Source organism: Pseudomonas sp. R-28-1W-6 (assembly GCF_009799925.1).
In the GTDB taxonomy this organism is placed as follows: domain Bacteria; phylum Pseudomonadota; class Gammaproteobacteria; order Pseudomonadales; family Pseudomonadaceae; genus Aquipseudomonas.
Genome location: NZ_WELK01000004.1, coordinates 245981 through 272944 on the forward strand (window position 1 = coordinate 245981; position 26964 = coordinate 272944).

Sequence of the window (26964 nt, forward strand, 5' to 3'; positions counted from 1 at the left end):
GCTTTAGCGCAGAAAAACCGGCATTTACCGCCTCGCTCCGGCTTCGGGCTCGGTTAGCCAGGCGGCTGGCGCCGCCAGCCGGCAAACGGCAGTCTTGGCCGGCAAATACCCTGTGGTAAACTCCGCCGATCTTGCGTGTTACCCCCGAATTCCAAGGAAAAACATGACCTTCACGGCAGCGGACAGCCGCGCTCTGCAGTCTTCCAGGCTTGTCCCGGCGAAGGTCGTGGCATGCGCCTGAAGTGCATCAAGCTGGCCGGCTTCAAGTCCTTCGTCGACCCGACCACGGTGACTTTCCCGAGCAACATGGCGGCGGTGGTCGGGCCCAACGGTTGCGGCAAGTCCAACATCATCGATGCCGTACGCTGGGTGATGGGCGAGAGTTCGGCGAAGAACCTCCGCGGCGAGTCGATGACCGACGTCATCTTCAACGGCTCCAACACGCGCAAGCCGGTGACCCAGGCCTCCATCGAGCTGATCTTCGACAACTCCGACGGCAGCCTGACGGGCGAATACTCGGCCTTCGCCGAGATATCCATCCGCCGCCGGGTCACCCGCGACAGCCAGAACACCTATTTCCTCAACGGCGTGAAGTGCCGTCGCCGGGATATCACCGACATCTTCCTAGGCACCGGCCTGGGGCCGCGCAGCTACTCGATCATCGAGCAGGGCATGATCAGCAAGCTGATCGAAGCCAAGCCCGAGGACCTGCGGAATTTCATCGAGGAAGCCGCCGGCATCTCCAAGTACAAGGAGCGCCGCCGCGAGACCGAGAGCCGCATCCGCCGTACCCACGAGAACCTGGCGCGCCTGACCGACCTGCGCGAAGAGCTGGAGCGTCAGCTCGAACGCCTGCACCGCCAGGCCCAGTCGGCCGAGAAGTACCAGGAATACAAGGCCGAGGAGCGCCAGCTCAAGGCCCAGCTGTCGGCCCTGCGCTGGCAGGCGCTGAACGAACAGGTCGGCAGCCGCGAGCGGGTGATCGGCGACCAGGAAGTGGCATTCGAGGCCCTGGTGGCCGAGCAGCGCAATGCCGACGCCAGCATCGAGCGTCTGCGCGACGGTCACCACGAGCTGTCCGAGCGGTTCAACCAGGTGCAGGGGCGCTTCTACTCGGTGGGCGGCGATATCGCCCGGGTCGAGCAGAGCATCCAGCACGGCCAGCAACGCCTGCGCCAGTTGCAGGACGACCTCAACGAGGCCGAGCGCGCGCGCCTGGAGACCGAATCGCACCTGGGCCACGACCGCACCCTGCTGGCCACCCTGGGCGAAGAGCTGGCCATGCTCGAACCCGAACAGGAGCTGACCGCGGCGGCGGCCGAGGAGTCCGCCGCCGGCCTGGAAGAGGCCGAAGGCGCCATGCATGGCTGGCAGGAGCGCTGGGACAGCTTCAACCAGCGCAGCGCCGAGCCGCGCCGTCAGGCCGAAGTGCAGCAGTCGCGCAGCCAGCAGCTGGAGCTGAGCCTGGAGCGTCTGGCCGAACGCCAGCGCCGGCTGGCCGAGGAGCTGGCGCAACTGGCGGCCGATCCGGAAGACGCGGCGATCCTCGAACTGTCCGAGCAGCTGGCCGCCAGCGAGCTGGATCTCGAAGAGCTGCACGCCGCCGAAGAAGGCCTGGTCGAGCGCCTCGAACAGTTGCGTGGCGAACTGCGCCAAGCCACCCAGGCGCAGCAGCAGGCCCAGGGCGAACTGCAGCGCCTGAACGGCCGCATTGTGTCCCTGGAGGCCCTGCAGCAGGCCGCGCTGAACCCGGGCAAGGGCGCCGCCGAATGGCTGCGCGAGCAGCAGCTGAACCATCGCCCACGCCTGGCCGAAGGCCTGCGCGTGGAGGCCGGCTGGGAGCTGGCGGTGGAAACCGTGCTGGGCGCCGACCTGCAGGCGGTGCTGCTGGATGATTTTGCCGGGCTCGACCTGAGCGGCTTCGACCAGGGCGAGCTGCGCCTGGTCAACCCGCAATCCGGTGGCGCGCGAGTGGCCGGCAGCCTGCTGGACAAGGTCGAGGCCGGTTTCGACCTGGCGCCCTGGCTGAGTCAGGTGCGCCCGGTCGAGACCCTCGACGAGGCTCTGGTCCGGCGCAGCCAGCTGGGCGAGGGCGAAAGCCTGATCAGCCGCGACGGTTACTGGGTCGGCCGGCACTTCCTGCGTGTGCGCCGCGCCAGTGCCGCCGAGAGCGGCGTGCTGGCCCGCGGCCAGGAGCTGGAGCGCCTGGGGCTGGAGCGCGAGGAGCGGGAAGCGGCGCTGGCCGACCTGGAAGAGCGCCTGCAGCAGTTGCAGGCCAGCCAGCGTCAGCAGGAAGACGCCCGCGAGCAGCAACGCCGCCTGGTGCAGGAGCAGGCCCGCCGCCAAGGCGAGCTGAAGGCGCAACTGTCCGCCGGCCAGGCCAAGGCCGAACAGCTGAGCCTGCGTCGGCGCCGTCTGGATGGCGAACTGACGGAGCTGGCCGAACAGCGCGAACTGGAGCAGGAGCAGCTCGGCGAGGCCCGTCTGATCCTGCAGGAGGCCCTGGATGCCATGGCCATCGACACCGAGCAGCGCGAACAGCTGCTGGCCAGTCGCGACCAGCTGCGCGAGCGCCTCGACCGCATGCGCCAGGAGGCCAGGGCGCACAAGGACCACGCCCACCAGCTGGCCGTGCGCCTGGGCTCGATCAAGGCCCAGCACGAGTCCACCCGCCAGGCCCTGGAACGCCTGGAGCTGCAGTTCGAGCGCGCCATCGAGCGCCGCGAGCAGCTCAGCCTCAACCTGGAGGAGGGCGAGGCGCCGCTGGAAGAGCTGCGCATCAAGCTGGAAGAGCTGCTCGACAAGCGCATGGGCGTCGAGGACGAACTCAAGCTGGCGCGCCTGGCCCTGGAAGATGCCGACCGCGAACTGCGCGACGCCGAGAAGCGCCGCACCCAGGCCGAGCAGCAGTCGCAATTGCTGCGCAGCCAGCTGGAGCAGCAGCGCATGGGCTGGCAGGAGCTCAGCGTGCGGCGCAAGGCCCTGCAGGATCAGCTGCTGGAAGACGGCTACGACCTGCACGGCGTGCTTGCCAGCCTGCCGGGCGAGGCCAGCGAGAAGGCCTGGGAGGAGGAGCTGGAGCGGCTCGCCGCGCGGATCCAGCGCCTGGGGCCGATCAACCTGGCGGCCATCGACGAGTACCAGCAGCAGTCCGAGCGCAAGCGCTACCTGGATGCGCAGAACGCCGACCTGGTCGAGGCGCTGGACACCCTGGAAAACGTCATCCGCAAGATCGATAAGGAAACCCGCAACCGCTTCAAGGACACCTTCGATCAGATCAACGCCGGCCTGCAGGCGCTGTTCCCGAAAGTCTTCGGCGGCGGCCATGCCTACCTGGAGCTGACCGGCGAGGACCTGCTGGATACCGGCGTGGCGATCATGGCGCGGCCGCCGGGCAAGAAGAACAGCACCATCCACCTGCTCTCCGGCGGGGAAAAGGCGCTCACCGCGCTGGCCCTGGTGTTCGCCATCTTCAAGCTCAATCCGGCGCCGTTCTGCATGCTCGACGAAGTGGACGCGCCGCTGGACGACGCCAACGTCGGCCGCTACGCGCGGCTGGTCAAGGAAATGTCGGAGACCGTGCAGTTCATCTACATCACCCACAACAAGATCGCCATGGAAATGGCCGATCAGCTGATGGGGGTTACCATGCACGAGCCGGGATGCTCGCGCCTGGTGGCGGTGGACGTGGAGGAGGCGCTGTCGCTGGTCGAGGCCTAGTGGCGAGATTGATAGCGATATGGTCAAGATTGCCTGGCAACGGTGCACATTTACCGTTCGTCGTGCTAGCTTAGGCCTCAATTTTGTTACACGCGGAAAATACCTGTAAGAACATACAGTTGTCCGCGTTTTTCAGGGGGCAGGAAGCCCTTTCTTCATCATCATATTTACTGGTTCAGGGGTTCGAGAAATTCATGGAAATCGGTCTGCGCGAATGGCTGATCGTCATCGGCATCATCGTTATCGCCGGCATTCTGTTCGATGGCTGGCGGCGCATGCGGGGCGGCAAGGGCAAGCTGAAATTCAAGCTGGACCATAGCTTCAGCAACCTGCCGGACGACGATTCCGACCCGGATCTGCTCAGCCCGCCGCGGGTGCTGGACCGCAAGCGCGAGCCGGGCCTGAGCGAAGAAGACATGCCGTCGATGAGCGCCACCGAGCTCAATCGCCGGCGCAACATCGAGCCGCAGCAGGGCGACCTCAATCTCGACACCGAAGAACCGGTGCCGACCCTGCTCAACCCGGTCGACGATGGCCCCGAGCCGGAGCCGAGTCCGGCCAAGGAAGCCTTGCCGGTCGAGGAAGTGCTGGTGATCAACGTGGTGGCCCGCGAAGGCGAAGTCTTCAATGGCCCGGCGCTGCTGCAGAATATTCTGGAAAGCGGCCTGCGTTTCGGTGAGATGGACATCTTCCACCGTCATGAGAGCATGGCCGGCAACGGCGAAGTGCTGTTCTCCATGGCCAATGCGGTCAAGCCGGGTACCTTCGACCTGGATGACATCGAGCTGTTCAGCACCCGCGGGGTGAGCTTCTTCCTTGGCCTGCCGGGGCCGCGCCATCCGAAGCAGGCCTTCGACGTGATGGTCGCCGCTGCGCGCAAGCTGTCCCATGAACTCAACGGCGAGCTCAAGGACGACCAGCGCAGCGTGATGACCGCGCAGACCATCGAGCATTACCGCCAGCGCATCGCCGAGTTTGAACGCAAGAAACTGACCCACAAGCGCTAATCGCCGCCGTGACACAGAAAGAGCAGCCCCGGCTGCTCTTTTCGTTTGAGAGACCGCCCGCCATGACCGACGCCACCCTCGCCGCCGCCCGCATCCTCGCCCTGCGCGCCGAACTGGAGCTGCACAGCCACCGCTACTACGTGCTGGACCAGCCGAGTATCCCGGATGCCGAGTACGACCGCCTGTTCAACGAGCTCAAGGCGCTGGAGGCGGCGCATCCCGAGCTGGTCACGGCGGACTCGCCGACCCAGCGGGTCGGCGGCGCGGCGCTCAGCGCCTTCGGCGAGGTCAAGCATGAAGTACCGATGCTCAGCCTGGGCAACGCCTTCGAGGAAAGCGACCTGCTCGATTTCGACCGCCGCGTGCGCGAGGGCCTGGATCTGCCGGCCGGCGACCTGTTCGGTGGCGGTGCGCAGATCGAGTACTGCTGCGAGCCCAAGCTGGACGGCCTGGCGGTCAGCCTGCTGTACGAGAACGGCCTGCTGGTGCGCGGCGCCACCCGCGGCGATGGCAGCACCGGCGAGGACATCAGCAGCAACGTGCGCACCATCCGCAACCTGCCGCTGAAGCTGCAGGGCGAGGGCTGGCCGAGCGTGCTGGAGGTGCGTGGCGAGGTGTTCATGGCCAAGGCCGGCTTCGACGCACTCAACGCCCGCCAGCTGGAGAGCGGCGGCAAGCCCTTCGCCAACCCGCGCAACGCGGCGGCCGGCAGCCTGCGCCAGCTCGACCCGAAGGTCACCGCCAGCCGCCCGCTGGAGTTCTGCTGCTACGGCATCGGCCGGGTCGAAGGCGAGTTGCCGAGCACCCAGGTGGGCATCCTGCAACAGCTGAAAGTCTGGGGCCTGCCGATCAGCCGCGAGCTGAAACTGGTCAGGGGCGTCGACCAGTGCCTGGCCTACTACCGCGATATCGGTGAGCGGCGCGCCAGCCTGGCCTACGAGATCGACGGCGTGGTGTTCAAGGTCAACGACCTGGCCTACCAGCGCGAACTGGGCTTTCGCGCCCGCGAGCCACGCTGGGCCATCGCCCACAAGTTCCCCGCCAGCGAGGAGCTGACCGAACTGCTGGATGTCGAGTTCCAGGTCGGCCGCACCGGTGCGGTGACGCCGGTGGCGCGGCTGAAGCCGGTCAAGGTGGCCGGGGTGATGGTGTCCAATGCGACCCTGCACAACATGGACGAGGTCCAGCGCCTGGGCTTGATGATTGGTGACACGGTGATCATCCGCCGCGCTGGCGACGTGATCCCGCAGGTCATGCAGGTAGTGCTCGAGCGCCGTCCGGTCGATGCGCGGCCGGTGCACATCCCCGAGCAGTGCCCGGTGTGCGGCTCGGCGGTGGAACGCACCCAGCTGGTCAAGCGCAGCAAGGGTAAGGAGACCTTCAGCGAAGGCTCGGTATACCGCTGCGTCGGCCGCCTGGCCTGCGGCGCCCAGCTCAAGCAGGCGATCATCCACTACGTGTCGCGCCGCGCCCTGGACATCGAAGGCCTGGGCGACAAAATCGTCGAACAGCTGGTGGATACCGGCCTGGTCGCCTCGCCGGCCGATCTCTACACCCTGACCTATGATCAGGTGGTGGTGCTGGAGGGCTTTGCCGACCTGTCGACGCGCAACCTGTTGGCGGCGATCGCCGAGAGCAAGCGGCCGACCCTGGCGCGCTTCATCTATGCACTGGGCATCCCCGATGTCGGCGAGGAAACCGCCAAACTATTGGCTCGCGCCCTTGGCTCGCTGGCGCGCATCCAGGTGGCCCTGCCCGAGGTGCTGACCTGGTTGCCGGATGTCGGCGGCGAAGTAGCCCACGAGATTCACAGCTTCTTCGAGGACTCGCACAACCGCAACGTCATCGCCCTGCTGCTGGAGCGCGGCCTGCAGTTGCAGGAGGAGGGCGAGCTGCATGCCGAGTTCGCCGCGTGCGCCACCCTGGGCGAGTTCATTGATCGCCTGAACATCCCGTTCATTGCCGCCACCGGGGCGCGCAACCTGGCCGACAAGGCCGGCAGCCTGGCCGCAGTCATTGCCCTCAGTCAGGATTGGCTGGAACTGAGCGTGATGAAAGGCCTCAACGAGAAGGCCAAGCAGTCGCTGCGCGAGTTCTTCGCGGTGCAAGGCAACGTCGCCAAGGCCAGTGCCATCGAGGCGCAACTGCTGGCGTTCGGCATGCACTGGAGCAGCGAGAAGAAGCAACTCGCCGGCCTGCCGCTGGCCGGACAGACCTGGGTGCTGACCGGCACCCTGGAAGTGATGAGCCGCGATATCGCCAAGGAAAAGCTGGAGGGGCTCGGGGCCAAGGTCGCCGGTTCGGTCTCGGCCAAGACCACCTGCGTGGTCGCCGGGCCAGGCGCCGGCTCCAAGCTGGCCAAGGCCAGCGAGCTGGGCGTCAAGGTGCTGGATGAAGACGGATTCTTGAGCGCTCTTGCTGCTCTGCAACCCTGATCTGCGTTTAGTGACTACGCTTGGGCGCTCCAGCGAGGGGGATGGCTCAGAATATGAATGGGAAGAGCCGGTAGCGCACGTCAAGCATGTATTGACGGTATGACGAATCGAGGGCCAGGTGTTTTTCTTCCTTGAATATTCGGGCGCAAAGAAAACCCAGCGTTGTCGCATAGATGAGGAAATTCGGGAGTGTGGTGTTCGTTAATACATAACCGGTCAATGTCAGGCAATAGCTTGCATAGATAGGATGCCGCACGATTCGGTACATCCAGGACGTTTTTATTTCGCGCTTTGCTGCAACCAGTGCGAAGCTGCGATTGAGCGAGAGCAGGGCGAGTATCTGGATACCTACGCCAGCAACAATGACAATGCCCGCTGCCGGGGCTATTCCCCAGGCGGCAGGGCGCAACAGTAAGGGAAGAAAGGTTCCTCCGATCGCCAGCAGCCAGTCCCCAGGGTTGGAAGAGATTGTCTGTGGTGTGCTACGAAAAAGGAAGAATAGGGCGGTCAAGGTTTCTGCCAGAAAAAACAGTAGAAGTGGAAGTTCTGCTGTTTTCTGGAATTTCAGGATGTGGACATAGGCAAATGCTGCCCACAGAGCTGCCAATACGAGGCTGCCGAGAAAGTTGACCTGACGCGATTGCAGTAGTTCGAGTGCCTTGCTCATGGTGCAATCTCTTTGTGCGGTAACCGGGTGTAATATGCTCTTGCCAATCGCTCCTTGTTAGATGGCGCCACCTCAATAACTCTGCAACTCTTGTGATGCCAGCTTTATTTCGGGCAAGTGGCTGTTCACGCATTGCATCTGGCGGTAATCACTTGGCGTGAGACCGCTGCATTGCTTGAAGGCGCGGGCAAAATAGGATGGATCCTTGAATCCGACCTCGTAGCCGATGCTAGTGATGGGCATCTGGCTGTTGCTCAGTAGCTCCTGGGCGAAATGCATGCGTTTGTGCAGCAGGTACTCGCTGAAGCTCACTCCGAGCTCTTCCTTGAACAATCGACACAAGCGGAATGGCGTCATGCCGCAGTGCTGGGCCAGAACCTTCTGCTCGATACTCTCGCGAAAGTGCTGTTCTATGTAGCACAAGGCTTTCTGCAAGACTTTCTGCTTCTGATAGTCGCGCGTCTGGCAGATGCTTTCCGGCAGTCGGATGCCATGCTCTATCTGCGGCTTGCTGGGATGCATGGCTTCCTGCCAGCGCAACTGGCAGAGCTGTTCCACGGCGCGGAGATAGCGCTCCTTCTCGCCACTGTGCAGTGGCAGCACCATGTACTCCCAGACCCGCGAGCGCATTGCCCAGACTGCCAGCTCCTCGGAGTGTTGCACGGTGAACATGGTGATCGGCAATGAAGGTGCCGAGCGCTTGAGCTCCAGCAGCAGATTTAGGCCCTGTGCGTCGGGCCGGTCGAAGTGCATGCACAGCATGTCGGGTTGGCGTTCGTTCGGTTGACTAGCTTGCCGTGGCTCTCTTGCCAACCGGCAGTCGCAACTGTGCACGAACTCGGCGCTGAGTGTTTCGGTTGAGCGGTCGTGTGTAAGGTCCATCCACAGTAACAAGGGCTTCCTGTTCATGCGGGACATCATGGGCTGATCCTGTGATACGACTCTGGATTGTCTCTGCAGTATGGCCAAGCTGGGCGTTGGCAAAAGAGTTATTCGGAATAACCGAATTGCGTTTTGTACAGCTTGCTGCAGGGCTTGTTCTTTTTCTTTACAGGGCTGTTTCACTGCTGCAACAGAGTCCTAGTGATCGGCAAAACACTCCTAACCACAATTTTGTGACAGGGCTAGCGTTGCTTTAGGCGGTGAGGAAAGTGGTACCGCCGAGGTGGTCTTTCCGAAACTGGCAATGTGTGGAAGTGAGGTGAGCGAAATGACTCTGCAAGATATCAAGGCTTCGGTGTTGCAGTTCGTCAGGGATGAGGACGGGCTGACGACAGTCGAGTACGCGGTGGCCGGCAGCTTGGTGGCTGCGGCGGTGGTACTGGCGTTCACTGAGTTGGGAACTCAGGTGGGCGTGGTTATCGATGGAATTACAACTGATATCGGCGGTACTCCGACTGGTTGAGTGGAGGCGCAATGTCTTGGAGTACAGCAGTTTTGCTGGGCTTGTTGGGAATCGCGGTGGCGAGCGATCTGTGGCGCCATCGCATTCCCAACCTTCTGGTCCTTTTGGGACTGGTCGCAGGACTGATTTTTCAGGCGTATTTGTCTGGGTTGGCTGGGGTTGGTGCAGGAGTGTTGGGTATGTTGATCTGTGCCGTTGTCTTTCTGCCTCTCTATGCCTTCGGTGGCATGGCTGCCGGCGACGTGAAGCTGATGGCCATGGTCGGCAGCTTCATGGCTCCGCACCTGGCCCTCTTCGCCGCACTCCTCAGCTTGCTGGCCGGTGGCCTTCTCGGCTTTGGCCTGATCCTGGCGCGAGGCCAGGCCGGGCAGACCTTGCAACGCTACTGGTTGATGGTGCGCAGTCGCCTCTACGTGGCACCGGCAGCCGATGAGGTGGCCGGCCAACCCTTTCCCTTTGCCGCAGCCATTCTGGCGGGAACGGCTGCCAGCCTGCTTTGGCAACCTTCCGCCCCGTGGTCGTTTCTCGGCTAGCAGAGGACGCGAACAATGTACGCCGTCAGCGACAGCAGTACCCAAACCCTAGACAGGGATCCCGTCCAGCATCTGGCTCCCCAGCCGAAGAGCATCGGTGAAACCGGGCTGACGGAAAACTTTCTCAGCGATCTGCTCTGCAAGCATCTGCACGACGCTGGCGTACTCGATATGCCGCGCCTGGTCGAGCGACTGGCGCTGACCGGTGCCGTGCTGGAGGAGGTGCTGCAGTTCCTGCGCAAGGATGGCCGCGTCGAGATTCTAGGCCAGACCGGTGGCCAGGCATTGCGTTACGGGCTCACCGATCGTGGGCGCCAGGCCGCGCGCGATGCCCTGGCCCGCAGTGGCTACCTGGGGCCCGCCCCTTTTCCCGTCGAGCGCTACCGGGAGCTGCTTAAGCTGCAGACCGTGCACCATGGCCGCATCACCGCCCGCGACATGCGCAAGGCTTACCAGGGTGTGGTTCTGGTTGAGGGCATGCTCGAGCAACTGGGCGTGTCACTCAATTCCGGGCGGGCCATCATGATCTACGGGCCGGCAGGCACCGGTAAGACCTATATCAGTAGCCGGCTGATCCGCCTGTTCGGCGATACCATCTGGGTGCCCTGGGCCATCGCCATCAACGAGTCGGTGATCGAGATCTACGACCCGCAAGTCCATCAGTGCGTGGACGAGGAGCGCAAGCCGCGCAGCCTGCTGCTGGATGAGGGCATCGACCGGCGCCTGCTGTGCTGTCGTCGTCCGGTAGTGATCACCGGCGGTGAGCTCAGCATGGATCAGCTGGATGTGCGCTACGACCCCTACGCGCGCCAGTACCAGGCACCGCTGCAGCTCAAGGCGAGCAACGGCATGTTCATCATCGACGACTTGGGGCGCCAGCGTATGGAGCCGGCCGAGTTGCTGAACCGCTGGATCGTGCCCATGGAGGAGAAGCGCGACCACCTCAACCTTGGTGGCGGCCGGCATTGCGATCTGCCGTTCGACCTGATCCTGGTGTTTTCCACCAACCTCAATCCGCTGCGTCTGGCCGACGAGGCCTTCCTGCGGCGGATCGGCTACAAGCTGCACTTCGATTACTTGAACCCCACCGATTACGAGCGCATCTGGCAGCAGGAGTGTGAGCGCCTCGGCGTTGCCTTCGATCCGCTGCTGCTGCGCTACGTGCTGCAAGGACTCTACGAGGCCGAGGGCAGGCCTCTGACCGCCTGTCATCCGCGCGACCTGCTGGGTATGGCGCAGGATCGGCAGCGCTATCTGGAGGGTGACGGGCCGCTGGCGCCCGCCGAACTGGAATGGGCCTGGCGAAACTACTTCGTTCAGCTCGAGGCAAACGACTGAGGAGATACGGCTATGGGCGGTCGAACATTCACACTGATCGCGCTCTCTCTGATTTTAGGGTTGGGGGCGGCTTGGATGGCCAACAGTTGGTTGAGCGGACGGCTCAATGCCCAGTCCGATGACGGCATGCAGAGCGTCATGGTGGCGGCGGTTGAAATCCCCTTCGGCACCATGATCGAGCCCCAGCATGTGACCATGGTGCGGATGACCAAGGGCAGTGCACCCGACGATGCCTTCGATTCAGCGGAAAAGGTTCAGGGCAGGATCGCCACTTTTCCCATCCTGCGGGGCGACATCCTGCGTGCTGCTCGCCTGGCCGAGCATCTGGGTGGCAGCACCCTGGCGTCTCTGATCGAAACGGATAAGCGTGCGGTGTCGGTGCGGGTTGACGATGTGGTTGGCGTCGCGGGCTTCCTGTTGCCGGGCAACCGGGTCGATGTGCTGGCCACCAAGAAGGTCGGCAACAGCAATAACGCCGAGTCGAAGACCATCATCGAGGATCTGCGTGTGCTGGCGGTGGATCAGACCGCCAGTACCGACAAGACCCAACCTGTGGTGGTCCGCGCCGTGACCCTGGAAATGACGCCCAAGGAGGCGGAAACCCTGGTCAAGGCTATGACCGAGGGGCGCCTGCAACTGGCGCTGCGCAACCCGCTGGATAACCAGAAGAAACCCGAGCTGCAACCGGTTGCTGCCCAACCGGCCGCCCCGGCGCCAGCACCGAAGCCTGTTGTTCGGCAGGGCTCGGCGGGCGCTGGCGTGACCATCATCCGTGGCACTCAGGTGAATGTAGCCAAGGTACAGCTCTAGACGGTTGTAGGGCAAAGCGACGGAGACCGTCGAGCCGCACGTGGACGACCTTCCAATAAGGAGAGGGACATGCGAAGCATTCGAGTACTTAGTTCGATGTTGGCAATGCTGGGTGCCTGCCTCTGGTGGTCGGCTTTGCCGGCCGCCGAGCTACAGTCGTCGACGGTAAGTGCGCTGCCGGCAGATAGCGTGAGCGAGGTGCAGGTGCCGATCTACAAGTCGCGCATTCTGCGTACCCAACGGCCGGTCAAGCGGGTGTCGGTAGGCAACCCGGAAATTGCCGACATCCTCATCACCAGTCCGAATCAGCTGTACCTGCTGGGGCGTTCCCTGGGCAGCACCAATGTGCTGCTGTGGGATGGCGGCAACAAGCTGATCGACAGCCTCGACCTGGAGGTGGTGCATGACCTCGGTGGGTTGAAGGGCAAGCTGCATCAATTGCTGCCCAACGAAACCATCGAGGTGTTCAGTGCCCAGGGCGGCTTGGTGCTGCGTGGCCAGGTAAGCAGTGCGGCTGCCATGGACACCGCGGTCAAGGTGGCCAAGACATATGCGGCGCAGACCTCCAGCATCGTCCAGGGTGAGGGTGAGGCGGCCGAGGCCAGGCCAACCGAGTCGCTGGAGGTGATCAACCTGCTGACCGTCGGCGGTAGCCAGCAAGTGATGCTAGAGGTGAAGGTGGCGGAAATGCAGCGCAACCTGGTCAAGCGCCTCGGTGTCCGTTTTCTCGCCATTGGCTCGGCCGGCAACTGGGACATCGGTACCTTCAATGGTGGCAGCTCACTGACTGATGGGCTGTTGACCAACGGCAAGGGCTTCCTCGCTCAGTTCGCTTCGGGCAGCTTCCTCTTCGATGTGGTGCTGGAGGCGGCCAGGGATGATGGCTCGGCCAAGGTGTTGGCCGAACCGACACTGGTGACCCTGACCGGGCAACAGGCAGAGTTCATTTCCGGCGGCGAGTTTCCGGTGCCGATCACCGAAGACGACGGCATCACCGTCGAATACAAGGAGTTCGGCGTCGGGGTCAAATTCCTTCCGACCGTGCTGGATTCGCAGCGGATCAACCTCAATCTGAACGTCTCGGTCAGTGAAATCTCCAACGCCAACTCGCTGGTACTCGATACCGGTCTGGACAGTGTGTTGGGCGATGGCATAGGCCAGGTGATTCCCTCGCTGACCAAACGCAGTGCGCAATCGACAGTGGAGTTGGCCGACGGCCAGACCATCGCCATTGCCGGCCTGATCAACGAGAGCACGCGCGATCTGGTCAGCCGCTTCCCAGGATTGGGTGACATAGCGGTGATTGGCCATCTGTTTCGCAGCCAGGAGTTCATCAAGGGTGAGACCGAATTGGTGATCCTGGTAACACCGCATATTGCCAAGCCGGTGGACGCCAAGTTAGTGCGCCTGCCGACGGAAAATTTCGTCGAGCCTGGTGACATGGACTTCTATCTGCTGGGCAAGACCAAGGGTGATGGACCGGGGCGCGTGGTGCCGGTCAGCCTCGGAGTGACCGGCAGCAGCTTCGGTCATGACCTCAAGTGAGGGATAAGACAATGAATATGCAGATGCTGTTGGTTTTGCTGTGCACCGCCCTCGGTGGTTGCATGAGCTACGAGGAAGGGCGTGTGGGTTCGCTGGGACAGACCGTATACGCCACCACCTATGAACAGATCGCAGACAAGGAGTTGGCGGCCAACCCGGGCACAGAGGTATCGCCGGTCGGCACCGATGGCCCGTTGACCGAAAAGGTATTGGACGGTTATCGCGGCAAGACCGGCGACGCCCAGCAGATCGGTCAGCCCATTCAGATCAACATCGGTCAATAGCGGAGGCCTGGCATGAATCTCCGTAAGTCACGTCGCTCCCGGGTGCTGCCGAAGCAGCAACGGGGAGCGGTCATCGTCCTGGTTGCGGTGGCCTTGGCCGCGATGTTGCTGATGGCAGCCCTGGCCCTGGACGGTAGCCACATGCTGCTCAACAAGTCACGCCTGCAGAATGCCGTGGATGCTGCGGCCCTGAGCGGGGCGAAAACCTTGCATCAGGTGTTCGGTAACGGCAATGCATCCAGCGTGGCTCGCGATGCGGCGTGGGACACCTTCGGCCGTAACGCCTCGGCGCCCGGCAATGCCGAGCTTCTGGAGGCCATAGGGCAGGACGGCGTCAGTGCCTTCGCCGTGGTCGAAATGGCCAACAGCGTCTACGGCCCCTTCTCCTTTCCGGGGCCTGCGGATGCCCGCTATGTGCGGGTGTCGGTGCCGGAATACCCGCTGACAGGTTTTTTCTGGAGTGTGGCTCAGGCCTTCTCTTCCGATGAACTGGGCGACAAGTCGGTGGCGGCTATTGCCACAGCGGGACCGAGCCCGTCCATGAGTCCCTGCAAGATCGAACCGATCATGGTCTGTGGCGACCCCGGCGATGACCCGGCCGACAATGGCGGCACCTCCTACTGGGGCTATGGCTTCGGCGACCTGGAAGTGCTCAAGAGCGCCGCCGGCAATGATCCGGCGATCAGTTCAGGCAACTTCCAGATGCTGCGCCTGGACGGGGCCAACGGCGCCAACGACTTGCGTACTGCCCTGGCGGGAGGCATAGAAAAGTGCAATGTGGTCGGTGAGGTTGTGGAGACCGAGCCGGGCAATTCGGTCGGCCCGGTGTCCCAGGGGCTCAATACCCGCCTCGGGGTGTACAACGGTCCCGGCATGAACGCTACCGACTACCCACCCGACTGGGTCACTGAGGTCAACGAACAGCGGATGACCTACAACGACAGTACCTCGCCGCCGCGGGTCGAATACCAGGGGCAGCCGGTTAGCGCCAATGGCGGGGAGCTGTTCGCGGGTGAAACCCCGTTGTACGACGTCAAGGATTGGCTCGCGGATAGTGCGGCTTGTGGAGCCTCGAAGAGCTGCGCGGGGGCTCCCGAGCGGCGCATGCTCAATATCGTCATCGGCGATTGCACCGATGTGCCCGGCGGCCAGGTCGATGTACCGGTACTGGACTTCGGCTGCTTCTTCATGCTGCAGACCGTTGCTCAGCAAGGTACCGAGGCCCAGGTGTTCGGCCAGTTCATCAAGGAGTGTGAGGGCGATGGCGTGGCCGGCGCGACGCCTGCCGATGACGTGGGGCCATTGATCATCCAGCTGTACAAGACCTACGTCGATGACAACCGCACGCCCAGCAAGGATTCCTAGGAGGCAGCCATGAGCAGCGCGAAGCTAGAACGGCAGCAGCAGAAGGGGGTGGCCATGGTCGAGTTCGCCATAGCCCTGCCGTTGCTGTTGCTGTTGCTGCTGGGGATAGGCGAGTTCGGGCGCATGCTGTTCCAGTACAACGTCCTGCTGCAGGCCAGCCGGGATGCGGCGCGTTATGCCGCGGGCGAGGCCTGGGACCCGACCCTGGGCCAGGTCGTGCTCGACGACGACCTGCGCAGCCGTACTCAGTTGCTCGCCGTCTATGGCGTCCCTGCAGCGGTGACTGGTGGCGAACTGGTGGGTGGGCTGAGCACCGGCGACGTGACCGTCACCCCGGCAGGGGACGAGCACGTTCAGGTGAGCATTACCTACGACTTTGTGCCGGTGATCGGCAGCGTGCTGCCGACCTTCTATGGCGCGGACATTCCCCTGGCCGTCACCCTGACGTCCAGCGTCGTGATGAGGGGCTTGTGATGAACAGACGCCAGATGCGAGGAGTCTATGTGGTCGAGTTCGCCATCATCGGCCTGCTGTTGTTCATCGTGCTGATCGGCGTACTGGAAATGGGACGCTTGTTCTTCACGGTCAATGCGCTCAACGAGAGCGCCCGGCGCGGCGCCCGCCTGGCTTCGGTCTGCGATATCCAGGACGTGCGCATTCTGCGGCGGGCCATCTTCAATGCCGCCGAGGAAGAGGGGGACAGCAGCCTGCTCACCAATCTGCAGACGGCGGATCTCACCCTGACGTATCTCAATGCCGATGGCGGCCAAGTACCGGCGCCTTCGGATTTCAGCGGGGCGGATGGATTCGGCGCCATCCGCTATGTGCAATTACGCATCGAAAACTTCACCTTCGATCTCATGATTCCCGTGGTGGGAGGAGCGATCACGCTGCCGGACTTCCGGGCCACGTTGCCACGCGAAAGCCTGGGCCGCCATGCGGAGACGGGGGTTGTACCGGAGATCACACCATGTTGACGACACGAGAAGGCGGCAGCAGCCTCCGGCCGAAGAAACAGGGGCCGCAGTTACTGATCAGTAGCCGCGATGGGCTGGCTTTAAATCGACTGCAGGGCTACTGCCAGGCGCTGGGCGGTGTGGATGTGGCGACCAGGCTGGTGAGCAATGGGCATACCGACCCGTTGTACGGTCTGGAACAACGTCCGGACTTCCTGTTGCTGCGGGTTAGCCACCTGTGGCGCGACGAGCTAGAAGCCTTGCTCGAACGTCCGGCTCAGGAACGGCCACCGCTGGTGGTCTGTGGTCCGCTGGATGAGCGCGAAGGTATGCGCTTGGCGATGCGGGCCGGTGCCCGTGACTTCCTGCCCGAGCCTGTGGAGCCGGGAGAACTGCTCGCTGCCGTGCAGCGCATGTTGCAGGAGAGCCACGCGCTACCCTCTGGAGGTGGCAAGCTTGTGGCTGTGATGAACGCCAAGGGAGGCTCCGGCGCCTCTATGCTGGCCTGCAATCTGGCCCATCAGTTGAGCTTGAGCGGAGCCAGCACGCTGCTGCTCGATTTGGATCTGCAGTTTGGCAGTGCTGCCCATTGTCTGGATATCAGTCCCACGCACAGTCATGTCGAGGTGATGCAGCAGGCCGGATCCCTGGATGCGGTGGCCTTGCGTGGGTTCTGTGGGCACTTCAGCCCGATGCTGCACGTGCTTGGCGGGCGCCAGGGGGACCTGTGCCTGGCTCAAGACGTCCAGCTTGAACAGCTGGAAGCCCTGTTGCACCTGGCGCGCAGCAGTTATGACTGGGTGGTGGTCGATTTGCCGCGGCAAATCGACCACCTCACCGGCATCACGCTGGAACAGGCCGATCACAGTTACATCGTACTGCAGCAGAGCCTCAGCCATCTCAAGGATGCCAGCCGCCTACTGCATATCTTGCGCAATGATTTGGGCGTACAGGGCAAACGCTTGCATCTGGTGGTCAACCGCTTCAACAAGGGCGCGTCGATCAGCTTGCAGGATATTGGCGAGGCCCTGCACTGCACGAACCTTCAGTCACTGCCGAATGACTACTCGGTGGTCAGTGAAAGCCAGAACAGCGGCGTGCCGCTGGAAATTCATGCACCGCGAGCGCCCATCACCTTGGCTCTGCAGCAACTGCGCAAAGAGTTGACCGGGGTGGAGCGTGTCGATCAGGGACTGTTCAGGCGAACCTTGGGACGCCTGTTGCGGGGGTGAATCATGTTAAGTGGATTCCGCAATCGTTTGCGTCAACAGTCGGCTCATGTAGCCGAGATGCCACAGCAGGCTGGCGATACGCCGGCAGCAGAGGGGCTCGCTTGGGAAACCTCGGTGCCCTCGGAGCTCTACGAGACACGCACAAACCTCTCCCCGGTGGAGAGTGAGTGGCGCGAGCGGGTCTACCAGCAGTTGCTCAAGGTCATGGATCTGTCACTGCTCGACTCGCTGGAACCGGGCGAGGCGGCACGACAGATCAAGGAAATCTGTCAGCGTCTGATGGACGAGCATTCGGCCCCCGTGTCGGCGACAGCACGACAATTGATCATCAAGCAGATCGGTGACGAAGTGCTTGGCCTTGGGCCGCTCGAACCGCTGCTGGCGGATCACAGCGTGTCGGACATCCTGATCAATGGCCATGCCTCGGTCTACGTAGAGCGACATGGCAAGCTGCAAAGAACCGATGTGCGCTTTCGCGATGACCAGCACCTGCTGAACATCATCGACCGCATCGTCTCCAATCTGGGGCGGCGTATCGATGAGTCTTCGCCGCTGGTGGATGCCCGACTCAAGGATGGCTCGCGGGTCAATGCGATCATTCCGCCACTGGCCATCGATGGTCCCAGTATGTCGATCCGCCGCTTCGCCGTGGACCTGCTGAGCTCCGAGAGTCTGGTGCAGATGGGCACTCTGACCCCGGCCATTGCCCTGGTGCTCAAGGCCATTGTGCGTGGGCGCCTGAATGTACTGGTTTCCGGGGGTACCGGCACCGGCAAGACCACCATGCTCAATGTGTTGTCGAGCTTCATTCCGGACAACGAGCGCATCGTCACCATCGAGGACTCGGCCGAGTTGCAATTGCAGCAGCCGCATGTGGTGCGCTTGGAAACCCGTCCGCCGAACATCGAAGGGCGCGGTGAGGTCAATCAACGTGAGCTGGTGCGCAACAGCCTGCGCATGCGTCCGGATCGTATCGTCATCGGCGAGGTCCGGGGCACCGAAGCGCTGGACATGCTCACGGCAATGAACACCGGCCATGATGGTTCGTTGACCACCATCCATGCCAACACCCCGCGCGATGCCTTGGGCCGAGTGGAAAATATGGTTTCCATGACCGGTGCAACCTTCCCGATCAAGGCCCTTAGGCAACAGATCGCTTCGGCCATCGACGTGGTGATCCAGCTTGAGCGTCAGGAGGATGGCAAGCGCCGCCTGGTCAGTGTGCAGGAAATCAACGGCATGGAAGGCGAGATCATCACCATGACCGAGATATTCACCTTTGAGCGGCGTGGCATTGGCGAGCACGGCGAAGTGCTCGGCGAGTATCGCCCGACCGGCATGGTGCCGGCTTTCCGCGATGTGCTGGCCAAGCGTGGCATCGACCTGCCAGTCAATCTGTTCCGCCCTGACTGGATGGAGGCCGTACAGTCATGAGCCAGATTCCCAGTGAGTATATTTTCGCCTTTCTGGGCATGATCTTCGCCGCTGTCTTCCTGCTCAGTCAGGGGTTGGTGGTGCCGGTGTTCGGCGAGGCGGGCAAGATGCGCAAACGCATCCGCTCACGCCTGAATCTGCTGGAGAGTGCCAACCAGCTGCCGAACATGCAGATGGTGCTGCGGCAGAAATATCTCAAGCACCTGTCGCCGCTGGAGGCCCGCCTGGAGCAGTTGCCCTTCTGTGAGAGCCTGGCGCCGCTGATCGAGCAAGCCGGGCATGGCTATCGCAGCTACCGCGTGGTGCTGCTGGCGCTGCTGCTGGCGGCCGCTGCCGGCATTGGCTTGTGGCTGCTGCTCAAGCTCTGGTGGGCATCTTTGATCCTGGCTGTGGTGGCTTTCTGTATCCCCTTCGCGAAGATTTCCAGTGATCGCAGCCAACGCTTCGCCGCCTTCGAAGAGGGCTTGCCGGATGCCCTGGATGCCATCTGCCGGGCACTACGCGCTGGCCATCCGTTCGGGGAAACCTTGCACCTGGTCGCCGAAGAGCATAAGGGCCCGGTGGCTCACGAATTCGGGCTGACATTCGCCGACATCAACTACGGCAACGATGTGCGTCGTGCCATGCTCGGCCTGCTTGAGCGCATGCCGAGCATGACGGTGATGATGCTGGTTACCTCCATCCTTATCCACCGGGAAACCGGCGGCAATCTTACCGAGGTGCTGGGGCGCTTGAGCAGCCTGATTCGTGGGCGTTTCCGCTTCCAGCGCAAGGTCAAGACCTTGTCCGCCGAGGGACGTATGTCGGCGTGGGTTCTTATGGCGGTGCCTTTCGTGCTGACAGTGGTCATTGCGGTGACGACGCCGAGTTATCTGCCGGTTCTGATCAAGGATCCGTTCGGGCAGAAGCTGATCGTGACCTCCTTCGTCGCCATGCTGCTGGGTATTTTCTGGATCCGTAAAATCATTCGGATCGATGTCTAGGAGGTTGTCATGGACTATCTGCTCGGTGTGTTCAACAGCCTGGTCGGAAACGAGGAGCTGGCTCGGGTGTTGTTCGTGGGTGCCATAGGAGTGAGTGTGCTGCTGCTGACCGCAACCGTGGCCGTGCTGGTGTGGAGTCTGCAGGATCCGCTGCATCGGCGGTTGGCCGGCCTCAAACATGCGCAAGGGGGCGGCGCTCCAGGTCTAACTCCACCGGGTAATCTACAGTTGCTGCTTTCCCAGGTGGGGCAGCATCTGGTCAGTACTGAGGACGAAAAACTGTCGGCGACACGCCAACTGCTCATGCATGCAGGTTATCGCTCCAGTTCGGCGTTGCAAGTCTACTGGGCTATCCGCCTGTTGCTTCCGTTGCTCCTGCTGGTGTGCGTGCTTTTAGTGTTGCCTCTGGTGCCGAAGCTCACGTTGAACATCGGGGGCATGGCCGCCGGTGCAGCTCTAGGTCTTGGCTGGCTGGCACCGTCCATCTATGTGGAAAAACGCAAGGAAGGGCGCTTGCGGCGTCTGCGCAGGGGGTTCCCTGACGCACTTGACCTGATGGTGGTGTGCGTGGAATCGGGGCTTGCCCTGCCGCAGGCGATGGAGCGGGTGGCCGAGGAGATGCTGGTCAGCCAACCCGAACTGGCCATGGAGTTGGCCTTGGTCAACATGGAGATCCGAGCAGGCATCCCCAGTACGCAGGCCCTGAAAAATCTGGCTGAACGTACTGGGCTGGATGATGTGCGAGGGTTGGTGAGTCTATTGGCGCAGAGCATCCGCTTTGGCACCAGCGTGGCCGACACCCTGCGGATCTATGCGGAAGAATTTAGGGATAGGCGCACTCAGGCGGCAGAAGAATCGGCAGCGAAAATCGGCACCAAACTGATATTTCCTCTAACCTTTTTCATGTGGCCTAGTTTTTTCTTGATTGCCATTGGCCCGGCAATTATCAAGGTACTCAAAGCTACCGGGAAGCTATAACCATGAACAGGAATCTGCTGCTGTTAGCTATACTGGGCGCGCTGGCCGGTTGCCAGACTCAGGGCGTAGGGTCGGGCAATGTCGATCGCTCTTCCATGTACGGTGGCAAGAACGCGTTGCTGTACCAGGTGCAGGATCAGGCGGAGTCATCCGACCAAGCCATGGGTATGGCGGATGTGGCCTACCGCGCTGGTGCGCTGGATCAGGCGCTTTACCAGTACCTGCGCGCAGTGGAACTGGACCCTAAGCGCTATGAGGCGTTGGTCTGGGTTGGCCGTATCCATCGCGAACGTGGCAACAACCACCTGGCTGAAATGGCCTTCGCCGATGTTTTGCAGAACGATCCTGATAACCTCTCGGCGCTCACCGAAATGGGGCTGGTGCAATTGGCCATGCGACGTCCCGATTCAGCTCGCGAGTCGCTGGACAAGGCCGTACTGGTGGATCAGAAGCGGTTGGGCGGTGGAGGCAGTAGCGAACCTGGCACTCTCAAGGTGGATAGCGCCTCGCCGCTCAAATTGTACAACGGCCTAGGTGTGCTGGCCGATCTGGAGGATGATTTCGACAAGGCGGCGCTCTACTATCGCCTGGCTTCGCAGATAGATCCACGCTCGGCACTGGTGGCCAACAGCCAGGCCTATTCGCTGTACCTAGCCGGCAAGTGGCCAGAGGCTGAGCAGTCCTACAAGCGGGGCATCAGCTTCGATGCCCGTTATGCGCCACTATGGCGAAATTATGCATTGCTGCTGGCTCGTCAGGGGCGGTATGAACAGGCCTTGTCGGCTTTCGAGCAGGTCGAGAGCCGGGCGGAGGCGAGCAATGATGTGGGCTATATCTGCCTGGTCGAAGGCAAGCTGGATGTCGCCGAGCAGTTCTTCCGCAGTGCGATCGAACAGTCGCCCGCGCACTATGAAATGGCCTCGGAGAACCTGCGTCGTGTTGAGCAGATCCGCAGCATTCGCGAGCATGGTGTCAATCAGGGTGGCGCAGCGGTCGAAGCGTTCGCGGTAGTGCCAGCCGGCGAAGTGACGGTGGGGCCCTGAGAACCTGTTCAGAGGCTGCTGCGCGTCGGCCATGCTGTGTTGAACTCGTGCTCAGAATGCTCATTTATCGCGCGTAAATTGCACTCTTCGCCCGATTGACCAGCGGAGCTGTTATTTCGTTGCGTCTTGCCTGGCTCTAGCTCGTGAGACTTTGCACAGGTGCTGAGCAACCCCGGAGTGCCTAGCGACTCCGGGGCGTGACGCATTAAGCCTGGTTGAGTGCGTCGGTCAGGCCCTTGGCGGGCACCAGTTTGACCACTTTCTTCGCGGCGATCTGAATCGCCTTGCCCGTTTGCGGGTTGCGCCCGGTGCGTGCCGGCCGCTCGCTGACTTTCAGCTTGCCGATACCCGGCAGGCTGATTTCTCCGTCGTTCTCCAGGGCATCGGCGACGATCTCGCCTAGCTGCTCGAGCAGGGCGCGCACGTCGTTTTTCTGCAGGTCAATGGCTTCGGCAAGATCGCCGATCAGCTGGTCTTTGGTAATGGCCATGGGGCACTCCATGCAAAGGGGAAATGGCCGCCAGCACCGCTTGGCTGACGGGTGACTCGCCGGGCACGCTACCACAAAGCGTCTTCGCGTCGGCATTGGCCGATTGCCGCAGGGGCAGGGGGGTATCCTGGCTTCAGTCGATCAGGATGCGCGGTTCATCATCCAGGCAGATGGTCAACTGCTGACCGCTGTCGGCATCGAATGCGCAATGGGGCAGGTTGCTCGACTGAACCTGGTCGAGCAACAGCAGCAGGCTGTACAGGCGGCTCAGTGCCAGGCCCGCGCCCAGCGTCCAGCGTCCAGCGCAGCCGGCCCGGTGTTGCGAGCCGTCGCCTGGGGCACGGCAAGGCGGCGAGCAGGGCGATCGCACAGATCAGCGCATAGCCACTGAGTTCATCACGGCTCGGCGAGAGTATGAGGTTGCCGTCATGCTCAGCCGGGTAACCCAGCCATTGGTAGAGTGCCAGGCCGCCGAGCAGCAGGAAGGTCAGTACCCAGGTTCGGCGAGCCCCGCTCATGTCGGGCAGCCAGGCTAGACCGAGGCCGGCCAGAGCCGCGAGCAAGGTCATCAGCGCCAGGGCGTCGCCGATTCCGCCGAGCAGGGTGCCGCCGACATCCTGCACCTGCAGTGCGTGGGAACCACTAGCCAGCGCCCAGCCGGCACAGCTCAGCAGGCTGAACAGGCTGAGCCCATGCCAGTGCCAGGTGTTGGGCATTGGGCGTTCAGCGCCGCAGGTGTTTGCGAAGGTTGATATAGAGGGCACGTGACGCATACGAGTCCATTCCTGTGCTGGGGTGCGCAGGCTGGCAGAGCCGCTCGGTCGCGGCCAGGCAGGTCGCCGGGGCGCTCAAGAAACTGACTATGCTTACCGACATAACAACGAGCTGTCGTCATATCTGGAGTATCCCCATGCTGCGTTTCTTCGCCGATCTTGGTTTTCGCTGGAAGATTGCCCTGCCGATACTCCTGCTGGCGGTGCTGCTGGTGCTCATGGGGTTTCTGGGGATGCGTGGTATCAGCCAGGTGGCCGATTCCAGTACGCGCCTTAGCCATCGCTCCCTGCCGGCCATCAGCCTGCTGCTGAATGCCGATCGCGACCTGTACCAGGCATTCGTCGCCGAGCGCAGCCTGCTCGATGAGGGCGCTGGCGAGCATACGACCGCGCTGCGCGACGCCCATGCCGAGAATACCCAGCAGGCCTACGAGCGCGTGCACAAGTACGCCGAAATGCAGCCCAGCGCCGAGGCGCTCAAATTGGTGGCCGCTTTCGACCGTGACTTTAGCCAGTGGCAGGCGACCTCCAAGCGGGTTCTGCAGTTGCTGGCCAGTGATCCTGTCGCAGCCTCGGCGCTCAGCTATGGTGACAGCGAGGCGCAATTCGAAGCCATGCGCGACTCGATCGACAAGCTGGGCGAACTGGAAGATGGTGCGGCCAATGCCGAAGGTGCCGCGGCGATTGCCCTGGGCGAGGAGCTGCGCTGGCAGCAGGGGCTGACCATCGCCATCGGCCTGGCGGTCTGTGTCGTGCTGGTGCTGGGTTTCCCGATTCTGGTAACGCGTCCCTTGCACAACCTGTTGCAGCGCATCGAGCAGATCGCCGACGGCGACGGCGACCTGCGGGTGCGCCTGGATGTGCTGTCGCGCGATGAACTGGGCAAGCTCAGCCATGCCTTCAACCGCTTCCTCGACAAGCTGCAGCCACTGATCAAGGAGGTCGGCCGGGTCACCGGCGAGGTGGCCGATTCGGCGCAGACCTTGGCCGGCATGGCTGCCGCCAATGACCGCCTGATCAGCAGCGAGCACGCGGCGGTGGATCAGGTCAGCACTGCGGCAACCGAGATGAGCAGTGCCGTGCATGAGGTGGCGCGCAATGCGCAGCATGCCGCGGATGCGGCGCGCTCGGCCGAAACCCAGTCACGTGAAGGGGCGCAAGTGGTCGGCGCGACCATCCATGCCATCCGCCAACTGGCCCATGAGGTGGAGAGTGCCTCCAGCACCATCCAGACCCTCGAACAGGAAACGGCCAACATCGGTGCCGTGCTTGCGGTGATCAAGGGCATTGCCGAGCAGACCAACCTGCTGGCCTTGAATGCGGCGATCGAGGCGGCCCGCGCGGGCGAGCAGGGGCGTGGCTTTGCCGTGGTCGCTGACGAGGTGCGGGCGCTGGCCGCGCGCACCCAGGACTCGACCAAGGACATCCAGCAGATGATCGAGCGCCTGCAGATTGGCGTGCAGAATGCGGTCAAGGCCATGCACTCGGGCAGCGAGAAGGCCCGTGACAGTGTCGAGCGTGCCGCCGGTGTCGATGGCGCCTTGTCGGCCACCGGCGACTCGGTGGCGCGGATCAACGACATGGCGGCGCAGATCGCCACTGCCTGTGAGGAGCAGAGCAGCGTGACCGAGGAAATCGCGCGCAACATCAACGATATCCGCGACCTGTCCAATGAGGCGGCGCTGACCTCGGAGCAGAGCACCCAGGCCAGTGCGCGGCTGTCCGAGTTGTCCAACGGCCTGGCGCAACTGGTCGGACGTTTCCGGGTTTAGCCCTCTAAGTGTTTGAAGCAGTTGTAAGTTTGTTCTTAACCAGTACAATGGCGCGGCCCGTCGCCTGACGGGCTTCGTTATGGTGGTTCCGTCGGTCCCCCCGCAACGATCAGCCGTGAACCCGGTCAGGCCCGGAAGGGAGCAGCCGCAGCGGTGACATCGTGTGCCGGGGTGTGGCTGGCGGGGCCGCCTCCATAACCTAAGTCTTTAATTCTAAAAGACTTTTTTCGCCAAAAATCGAAGAGTGGAACAGCGTGTAGGTACACCTGAGTGGTGCGCCGTGCTGAGTATTCTAGTTGGCGGAATTTCCCCGTAACAAGCTCTCTCCTGTAGCGCATCAATGCCGGCGGCCTGCTGTCGATGCATGCTTATGCCTTTGAATGCTTGGTATTAGATCTGCTCGTTGTATAGTGCCGTTCTAGTGGCGGTTGGCATATCACGAATCAAGGGGAAATGCGGTGTCTAAGCTTCATGTCACGCAAATCGGCGGTTACTTGAAGTCCGAGCTCTCGGCAGCGGTGAACATGGATGACTATGCCAAGCATCCAGATCAGGATAAGGCTGAAAAGGCGTTTCTGACTCGGGCTCTCGGAGTGCTAGCGGTTTCCCAGCTTACTGATGTGCGGATGGAGGAGTTGTGTCCTTACATCACCGATGGATTCAAGGATGGCGGCATAGATCTCATCTTCTTTGACGCGAAAGAGCGGACACTATATCTAGTCCAGACCAAATGGCACGCGGATGGTCATGGCAGCATCGATTTAGGGGATACCCTCAAGTTTCTTGAAGGTGTGCGCAAGGTTCTCGAAAACGATATCGATCAGTTAAATGATCGCATTAAATCTCGCAAGTTTGATATCGAGCGGGCGCTGTTCGACGCTAACGCCAAATTTTTGCTGGTGTTGGCTCATACAGGTCAAGAAGCTCTTGGCGCCGAGGTTGAGGCAGCAATCAACGCTTATGTGGATTCTCAGAACGATACGTCCGAATTAATGTCGGTTCGAGTTCTTAACCAGCGAGACCTACATAAGGCGGTGGCCGCAGGCGTGGCTGGTGCTCCGATTTCCGTTGAGGTGCAACTCTCCTCTTGGGGGCAGATACGCGAGCCTCACCATGCGATTTATGGGCAAGTGTGTGCAGCGGACGTAGCTGTTTGGCTGGACAGTCATGGCCCAAGGCTTTTTGAGAGCAATCTAAGGCACTTTCTATCAGGCAGCTCCGTGAATCAAGATATTGTTAATACCTTGATTCAGCACCCCGAGGAGTTCTGGTACTACAACAACGGAGTCACGGCTGTGGCTACGGCGGTCGCCAAGAAGCCTATTGGCGGTAACTCTACAGAATCTGGGATTTTCGAGTGCACGGGGTTCTGTGTTGTTAATGGAGCACAGACCGTGGGTTCAATCCATGCTGCGGCTGCACAGAATCCAGAAGCAGTTTCGAAGGCGATGGTTTCTGTTCGCATCATTTCAAGTGCAAACAGCGAGAAAGGATTCTCTGCTGAGGTGACTCGATGCACTAACACGCAGAACGCTATTGAAAAGCGGGACTTTGTTGCGCTGGATCCAGAGCAGGAGCGTATTCGGCAGGAGCTTCAAATTGAAGGCGTCGAGTACGCATACAAGGCCGGTGCAGCTTCAGGTGGTGTTGGGGACCGATTTGAGCTTACTGAAGCCACAGTTGCGCTTGCTTGCGCATATCACGATGTGGCGGTTGCAGTTCAAGCTAAGCGCGAGATCAGTAAGCTATGGGAAGACATCACTAAAGCGCCCTACAAGCAGCTGTTCAACACAGGTGTTACGGGACCCTCCGTCTGGCAGATGGTTAGGGTTTTGAGAGCAGTAGACTTTCACTTGCAGGTCGAATCTCAGAAATATACCGGGCGCGATGCTCTAGTGTGTGTTCATGGCAATCGATTTATACAGTGGGCGGTGCTCCGAGCTTTGGGGGTGAAGCCGGATACGCAGTTCAACGATGTTTCTGCCAAGGTGCCTCAGATGGTTGCAGAGACTGTTCGGAACTTGATTGCGAGCGTGAAAGCTAACTACTCAGACTCCTATCCTGCCAGCCTTTTCAAGAATCTCGGGAAGTGTAGGGTGCTGGCTAAAGAGTTTCGTCCTGAATAGAGGACTATCCGAGCGACTTAGCACAGGAGCAGGGGGGGCTGTGCTGAGCGCTAGCTTCTGCCAAATAT

General features: G+C 61.9%; 23 protein-coding genes, 1 other RNA gene and 1 pseudogene. 21 read left to right on the forward strand and 4 right to left on the reverse strand.

Annotation, left to right across the window (positions count from 1 at the left end; all coding sequences use genetic code 11):
- Positions 1-231: 231 nt before the first annotated feature.
- The 3 genes from smc to ligA all read left to right on the forward strand — a co-directional run bounded on the left by smc (position 232) and on the right by ligA (position 7162).
- Complete coding sequence (gene smc, locus F3I62_RS10960; protein ID WP_160489674.1) at positions 232-3720, forward strand: chromosome segregation protein SMC; 3489 nt, start codon at positions 232-234, stop codon at positions 3718-3720.
- Between the two features lie 194 nt (positions 3721-3914).
- Positions 3915-4727, forward strand: coding sequence for a cell division protein ZipA (gene zipA / locus F3I62_RS10965; protein ID WP_160079382.1), 813 nt, complete (start codon positions 3915-3917; stop codon positions 4725-4727).
- A 62-nt stretch (positions 4728-4789) separates the two neighbouring features.
- Positions 4790-7162: an NAD-dependent DNA ligase LigA gene (gene ligA, locus F3I62_RS10970; RefSeq protein WP_160489675.1), complete on the forward strand. Its 2373-nt coding sequence runs from the start codon at positions 4790-4792 to the stop codon at positions 7160-7162.
- Between the two features lie 46 nt (positions 7163-7208).
- On the opposite strand, the gene F3I62_RS10975 is transcribed toward ligA, so the two are convergent.
- Together F3I62_RS10975 and F3I62_RS10980 are read right to left on the reverse strand one after the other, a co-directional pair.
- Entirely contained in the window at positions 7209-7829 is a 621-nt protein-coding gene (locus tag F3I62_RS10975) for an isoprenylcysteine carboxylmethyltransferase family protein (protein ID WP_160489676.1), read from the reverse strand.
- A gap of 72 nt (positions 7830-7901) precedes the next feature.
- On the reverse strand, positions 7902-8750 hold the full coding sequence (locus F3I62_RS10980) for a helix-turn-helix domain-containing protein (protein WP_160489677.1): 849 nt from the start codon (positions 8748-8750) through the stop codon (positions 7902-7904).
- A gap of 289 nt (positions 8751-9039) precedes the next feature.
- Here F3I62_RS10980 and F3I62_RS10985 point away from each other — a divergent pair, with 289 nt between their 5' ends.
- From F3I62_RS10985 to F3I62_RS11050, 14 genes are all read left to right on the forward strand, one after another.
- Positions 9040-9234, forward strand: coding sequence for a Flp family type IVb pilin (locus tag F3I62_RS10985; protein ID WP_160489678.1), 195 nt, complete (start codon positions 9040-9042; stop codon positions 9232-9234).
- 11 nt (positions 9235-9245) lie between these two features.
- Positions 9246-9767, forward strand: coding sequence for a prepilin peptidase (locus F3I62_RS10990; RefSeq protein ID WP_160489679.1), 522 nt, complete (start codon positions 9246-9248; stop codon positions 9765-9767).
- Between the two features lie 15 nt (positions 9768-9782).
- Positions 9783-11105: an AAA family ATPase gene (locus tag F3I62_RS10995; RefSeq protein WP_160489680.1), complete on the forward strand. Its 1323-nt coding sequence runs from the start codon at positions 9783-9785 to the stop codon at positions 11103-11105.
- Positions 11106-11117: 12 nt separating this feature from the next.
- Entirely contained in the window at positions 11118-11915 is a 798-nt protein-coding gene (cpaB, locus tag F3I62_RS11000; protein WP_160489681.1) for a Flp pilus assembly protein CpaB, read from the forward strand.
- A 69-nt stretch (positions 11916-11984) separates the two neighbouring features.
- Complete coding sequence (locus tag F3I62_RS11005) at positions 11985-13460, forward strand: type II and III secretion system protein family protein (protein WP_160489682.1); 1476 nt, start codon at positions 11985-11987, stop codon at positions 13458-13460.
- Positions 13461-13471: 11 nt separating this feature from the next.
- Complete coding sequence (locus F3I62_RS11010) at positions 13472-13744, forward strand: hypothetical protein (protein WP_256667739.1); 273 nt, start codon at positions 13472-13474, stop codon at positions 13742-13744.
- 12 nt (positions 13745-13756) lie between these two features.
- The gene (locus tag F3I62_RS11015; protein ID WP_160489683.1) at positions 13757-15109 is read left to right on the forward strand and encodes a Tad domain-containing protein; all 1353 of its coding nucleotides are present in this window, start codon (positions 13757-13759) and stop codon (positions 15107-15109) included.
- Positions 15110-15118: 9 nt separating this feature from the next.
- Positions 15119-15583, forward strand: coding sequence for a TadE/TadG family type IV pilus assembly protein (locus F3I62_RS11020; RefSeq protein WP_160489684.1), 465 nt, complete (start codon positions 15119-15121; stop codon positions 15581-15583).
- Positions 15583-16086 carry a TadE/TadG family type IV pilus assembly protein gene (locus tag F3I62_RS11025; protein WP_160489685.1) on the forward strand — a complete coding sequence of 168 codons (504 nt, stop codon included), beginning with the start codon at positions 15583-15585 and terminating at the stop codon, positions 16084-16086. Before F3I62_RS11020 ends, F3I62_RS11025 begins: the two co-directional genes overlap by 1 nt.
- Positions 16080-17297, forward strand: coding sequence for an AAA family ATPase (locus tag F3I62_RS11030; RefSeq protein ID WP_160489686.1), 1218 nt, complete (start codon positions 16080-16082; stop codon positions 17295-17297). Before F3I62_RS11025 ends, F3I62_RS11030 begins: the two co-directional genes overlap by 7 nt.
- A gap of 3 nt (positions 17298-17300) precedes the next feature.
- On the forward strand, positions 17301-18731 hold the full coding sequence (locus F3I62_RS11035) for a CpaF family protein (protein ID WP_160489687.1): 1431 nt from the start codon (positions 17301-17303) through the stop codon (positions 18729-18731).
- Positions 18728-19714, forward strand: coding sequence for a type II secretion system F family protein (locus tag F3I62_RS11040; RefSeq protein ID WP_160489688.1), 987 nt, complete (start codon positions 18728-18730; stop codon positions 19712-19714). Before F3I62_RS11035 ends, F3I62_RS11040 begins: the two co-directional genes overlap by 4 nt.
- 9 nt (positions 19715-19723) lie before the next feature.
- Positions 19724-20692, forward strand: coding sequence for a type II secretion system F family protein (locus F3I62_RS11045; RefSeq protein ID WP_160489689.1), 969 nt, complete (start codon positions 19724-19726; stop codon positions 20690-20692).
- Positions 20693-20694: 2 nt separating this feature from the next.
- Entirely contained in the window at positions 20695-21735 is a 1041-nt protein-coding gene (locus tag F3I62_RS11050) for a lipopolysaccharide assembly protein LapB (protein WP_160489690.1), read from the forward strand.
- A 205-nt stretch (positions 21736-21940) separates the two neighbouring features.
- Here F3I62_RS11050 and F3I62_RS11055 read toward each other — a convergent pair whose 3' ends face one another.
- Together F3I62_RS11055 and F3I62_RS11060 are read right to left on the reverse strand one after the other, a co-directional pair.
- The gene (locus F3I62_RS11055; RefSeq protein ID WP_160489691.1) at positions 21941-22225 is read right to left on the reverse strand and encodes an HU family DNA-binding protein; all 285 of its coding nucleotides are present in this window, start codon (positions 22223-22225) and stop codon (positions 21941-21943) included.
- Positions 22226-22383: 158 nt separating this feature from the next.
- Positions 22384-22941, reverse strand: coding sequence for a hypothetical protein (locus F3I62_RS11060; protein ID WP_160489692.1), 558 nt, complete (start codon positions 22939-22941; stop codon positions 22384-22386).
- Positions 22942-23135: 194 nt separating this feature from the next.
- Here F3I62_RS11060 and F3I62_RS20530 point away from each other — a divergent pair.
- From F3I62_RS20530 to F3I62_RS11075, 4 genes and pseudogenes are all read left to right on the forward strand, one after another.
- Positions 23136-23912: pseudogene (locus F3I62_RS20530) on the forward strand (MCP four helix bundle domain-containing protein); the annotation flags it as partial.
- A 78-nt stretch (positions 23913-23990) separates the two neighbouring features.
- Positions 23991-24770, forward strand: coding sequence for a methyl-accepting chemotaxis protein (locus F3I62_RS20535; protein WP_372240119.1), 780 nt, complete (start codon positions 23991-23993; stop codon positions 24768-24770).
- A gap of 89 nt (positions 24771-24859) precedes the next feature.
- An RNA gene (ffs, locus tag F3I62_RS11070) (signal recognition particle sRNA small type) lies at positions 24860-24956 on the forward strand.
- A 272-nt stretch (positions 24957-25228) separates the two neighbouring features.
- A complete protein-coding gene (locus tag F3I62_RS11075) occupies positions 25229-26896 on the forward strand; it encodes an AIPR family protein (protein WP_160489694.1) in 1668 nt (555 codons plus the stop codon).
- Positions 26897-26964: the final 68 nt, after the last annotated feature.

What these genes read in the sequence shown, in the direction of transcription:
- F3I62_RS11020 (WP_160489684.1), top strand. Translation starts at nt 15,119, where the DNA reads ATGAGCAGCGCGAAGCTAGAACGGCAGCAGCAGAAGGGGGTGGCCATG.
- F3I62_RS11030 (WP_160489686.1), top strand. Translation starts at nt 16,080, where the DNA reads ATGTTGACGACACGAGAAGGCGGCAGCAGCCTCCGGCCGAAGAAACAG.
- F3I62_RS10980 (WP_160489677.1), bottom strand. Translation starts at nt 8,750, where the DNA reads ATGATGTCCCGCATGAACAGGAAGCCCTTGTTACTGTGGATGGACCTT.
- smc (WP_160489674.1), top strand. Translation starts at nt 232, where the DNA reads ATGCGCCTGAAGTGCATCAAGCTGGCCGGCTTCAAGTCCTTCGTCGAC.
- F3I62_RS11025 (WP_160489685.1), top strand. Translation starts at nt 15,583, where the DNA reads ATGAACAGACGCCAGATGCGAGGAGTCTATGTGGTCGAGTTCGCCATC.
- F3I62_RS11045 (WP_160489689.1), top strand. Translation starts at nt 19,724, where the DNA reads ATGGACTATCTGCTCGGTGTGTTCAACAGCCTGGTCGGAAACGAGGAG.
- F3I62_RS10985 (WP_160489678.1), top strand. Translation starts at nt 9,040, where the DNA reads ATGACTCTGCAAGATATCAAGGCTTCGGTGTTGCAGTTCGTCAGGGAT.
- F3I62_RS11060 (WP_160489692.1), bottom strand. Translation starts at nt 22,941, where the DNA reads ATGCCCAACACCTGGCACTGGCATGGGCTCAGCCTGTTCAGCCTGCTG.
- F3I62_RS10995 (WP_160489680.1), top strand. Translation starts at nt 9,783, where the DNA reads ATGTACGCCGTCAGCGACAGCAGTACCCAAACCCTAGACAGGGATCCC.
- F3I62_RS11010 (WP_256667739.1), top strand. Translation starts at nt 13,472, where the DNA reads ATGAATATGCAGATGCTGTTGGTTTTGCTGTGCACCGCCCTCGGTGGT.
- cpaB (WP_160489681.1), top strand. Translation starts at nt 11,118, where the DNA reads ATGGGCGGTCGAACATTCACACTGATCGCGCTCTCTCTGATTTTAGGG.
- F3I62_RS10975 (WP_160489676.1), bottom strand. Translation starts at nt 7,829, where the DNA reads ATGAGCAAGGCACTCGAACTACTGCAATCGCGTCAGGTCAACTTTCTC.
- F3I62_RS11050 (WP_160489690.1), top strand. Translation starts at nt 20,695, where the DNA reads ATGAACAGGAATCTGCTGCTGTTAGCTATACTGGGCGCGCTGGCCGGT.
- zipA (WP_160079382.1), top strand. Translation starts at nt 3,915, where the DNA reads ATGGAAATCGGTCTGCGCGAATGGCTGATCGTCATCGGCATCATCGTT.
- F3I62_RS11005 (WP_160489682.1), top strand. Translation starts at nt 11,985, where the DNA reads ATGCGAAGCATTCGAGTACTTAGTTCGATGTTGGCAATGCTGGGTGCC.
- F3I62_RS20535 (WP_372240119.1), top strand. Translation starts at nt 23,991, where the DNA reads ATGGCTGCCGCCAATGACCGCCTGATCAGCAGCGAGCACGCGGCGGTG.
- F3I62_RS11040 (WP_160489688.1), top strand. Translation starts at nt 18,728, where the DNA reads ATGAGCCAGATTCCCAGTGAGTATATTTTCGCCTTTCTGGGCATGATC.
- F3I62_RS11015 (WP_160489683.1), top strand. Translation starts at nt 13,757, where the DNA reads ATGAATCTCCGTAAGTCACGTCGCTCCCGGGTGCTGCCGAAGCAGCAA.
- F3I62_RS11055 (WP_160489691.1), bottom strand. Translation starts at nt 22,225, where the DNA reads ATGGCCATTACCAAAGACCAGCTGATCGGCGATCTTGCCGAAGCCATT.
- F3I62_RS11035 (WP_160489687.1), top strand. Translation starts at nt 17,301, where the DNA reads ATGTTAAGTGGATTCCGCAATCGTTTGCGTCAACAGTCGGCTCATGTA.
- F3I62_RS10990 (WP_160489679.1), top strand. Translation starts at nt 9,246, where the DNA reads ATGTCTTGGAGTACAGCAGTTTTGCTGGGCTTGTTGGGAATCGCGGTG.
- ligA (WP_160489675.1), top strand. Translation starts at nt 4,790, where the DNA reads ATGACCGACGCCACCCTCGCCGCCGCCCGCATCCTCGCCCTGCGCGCC.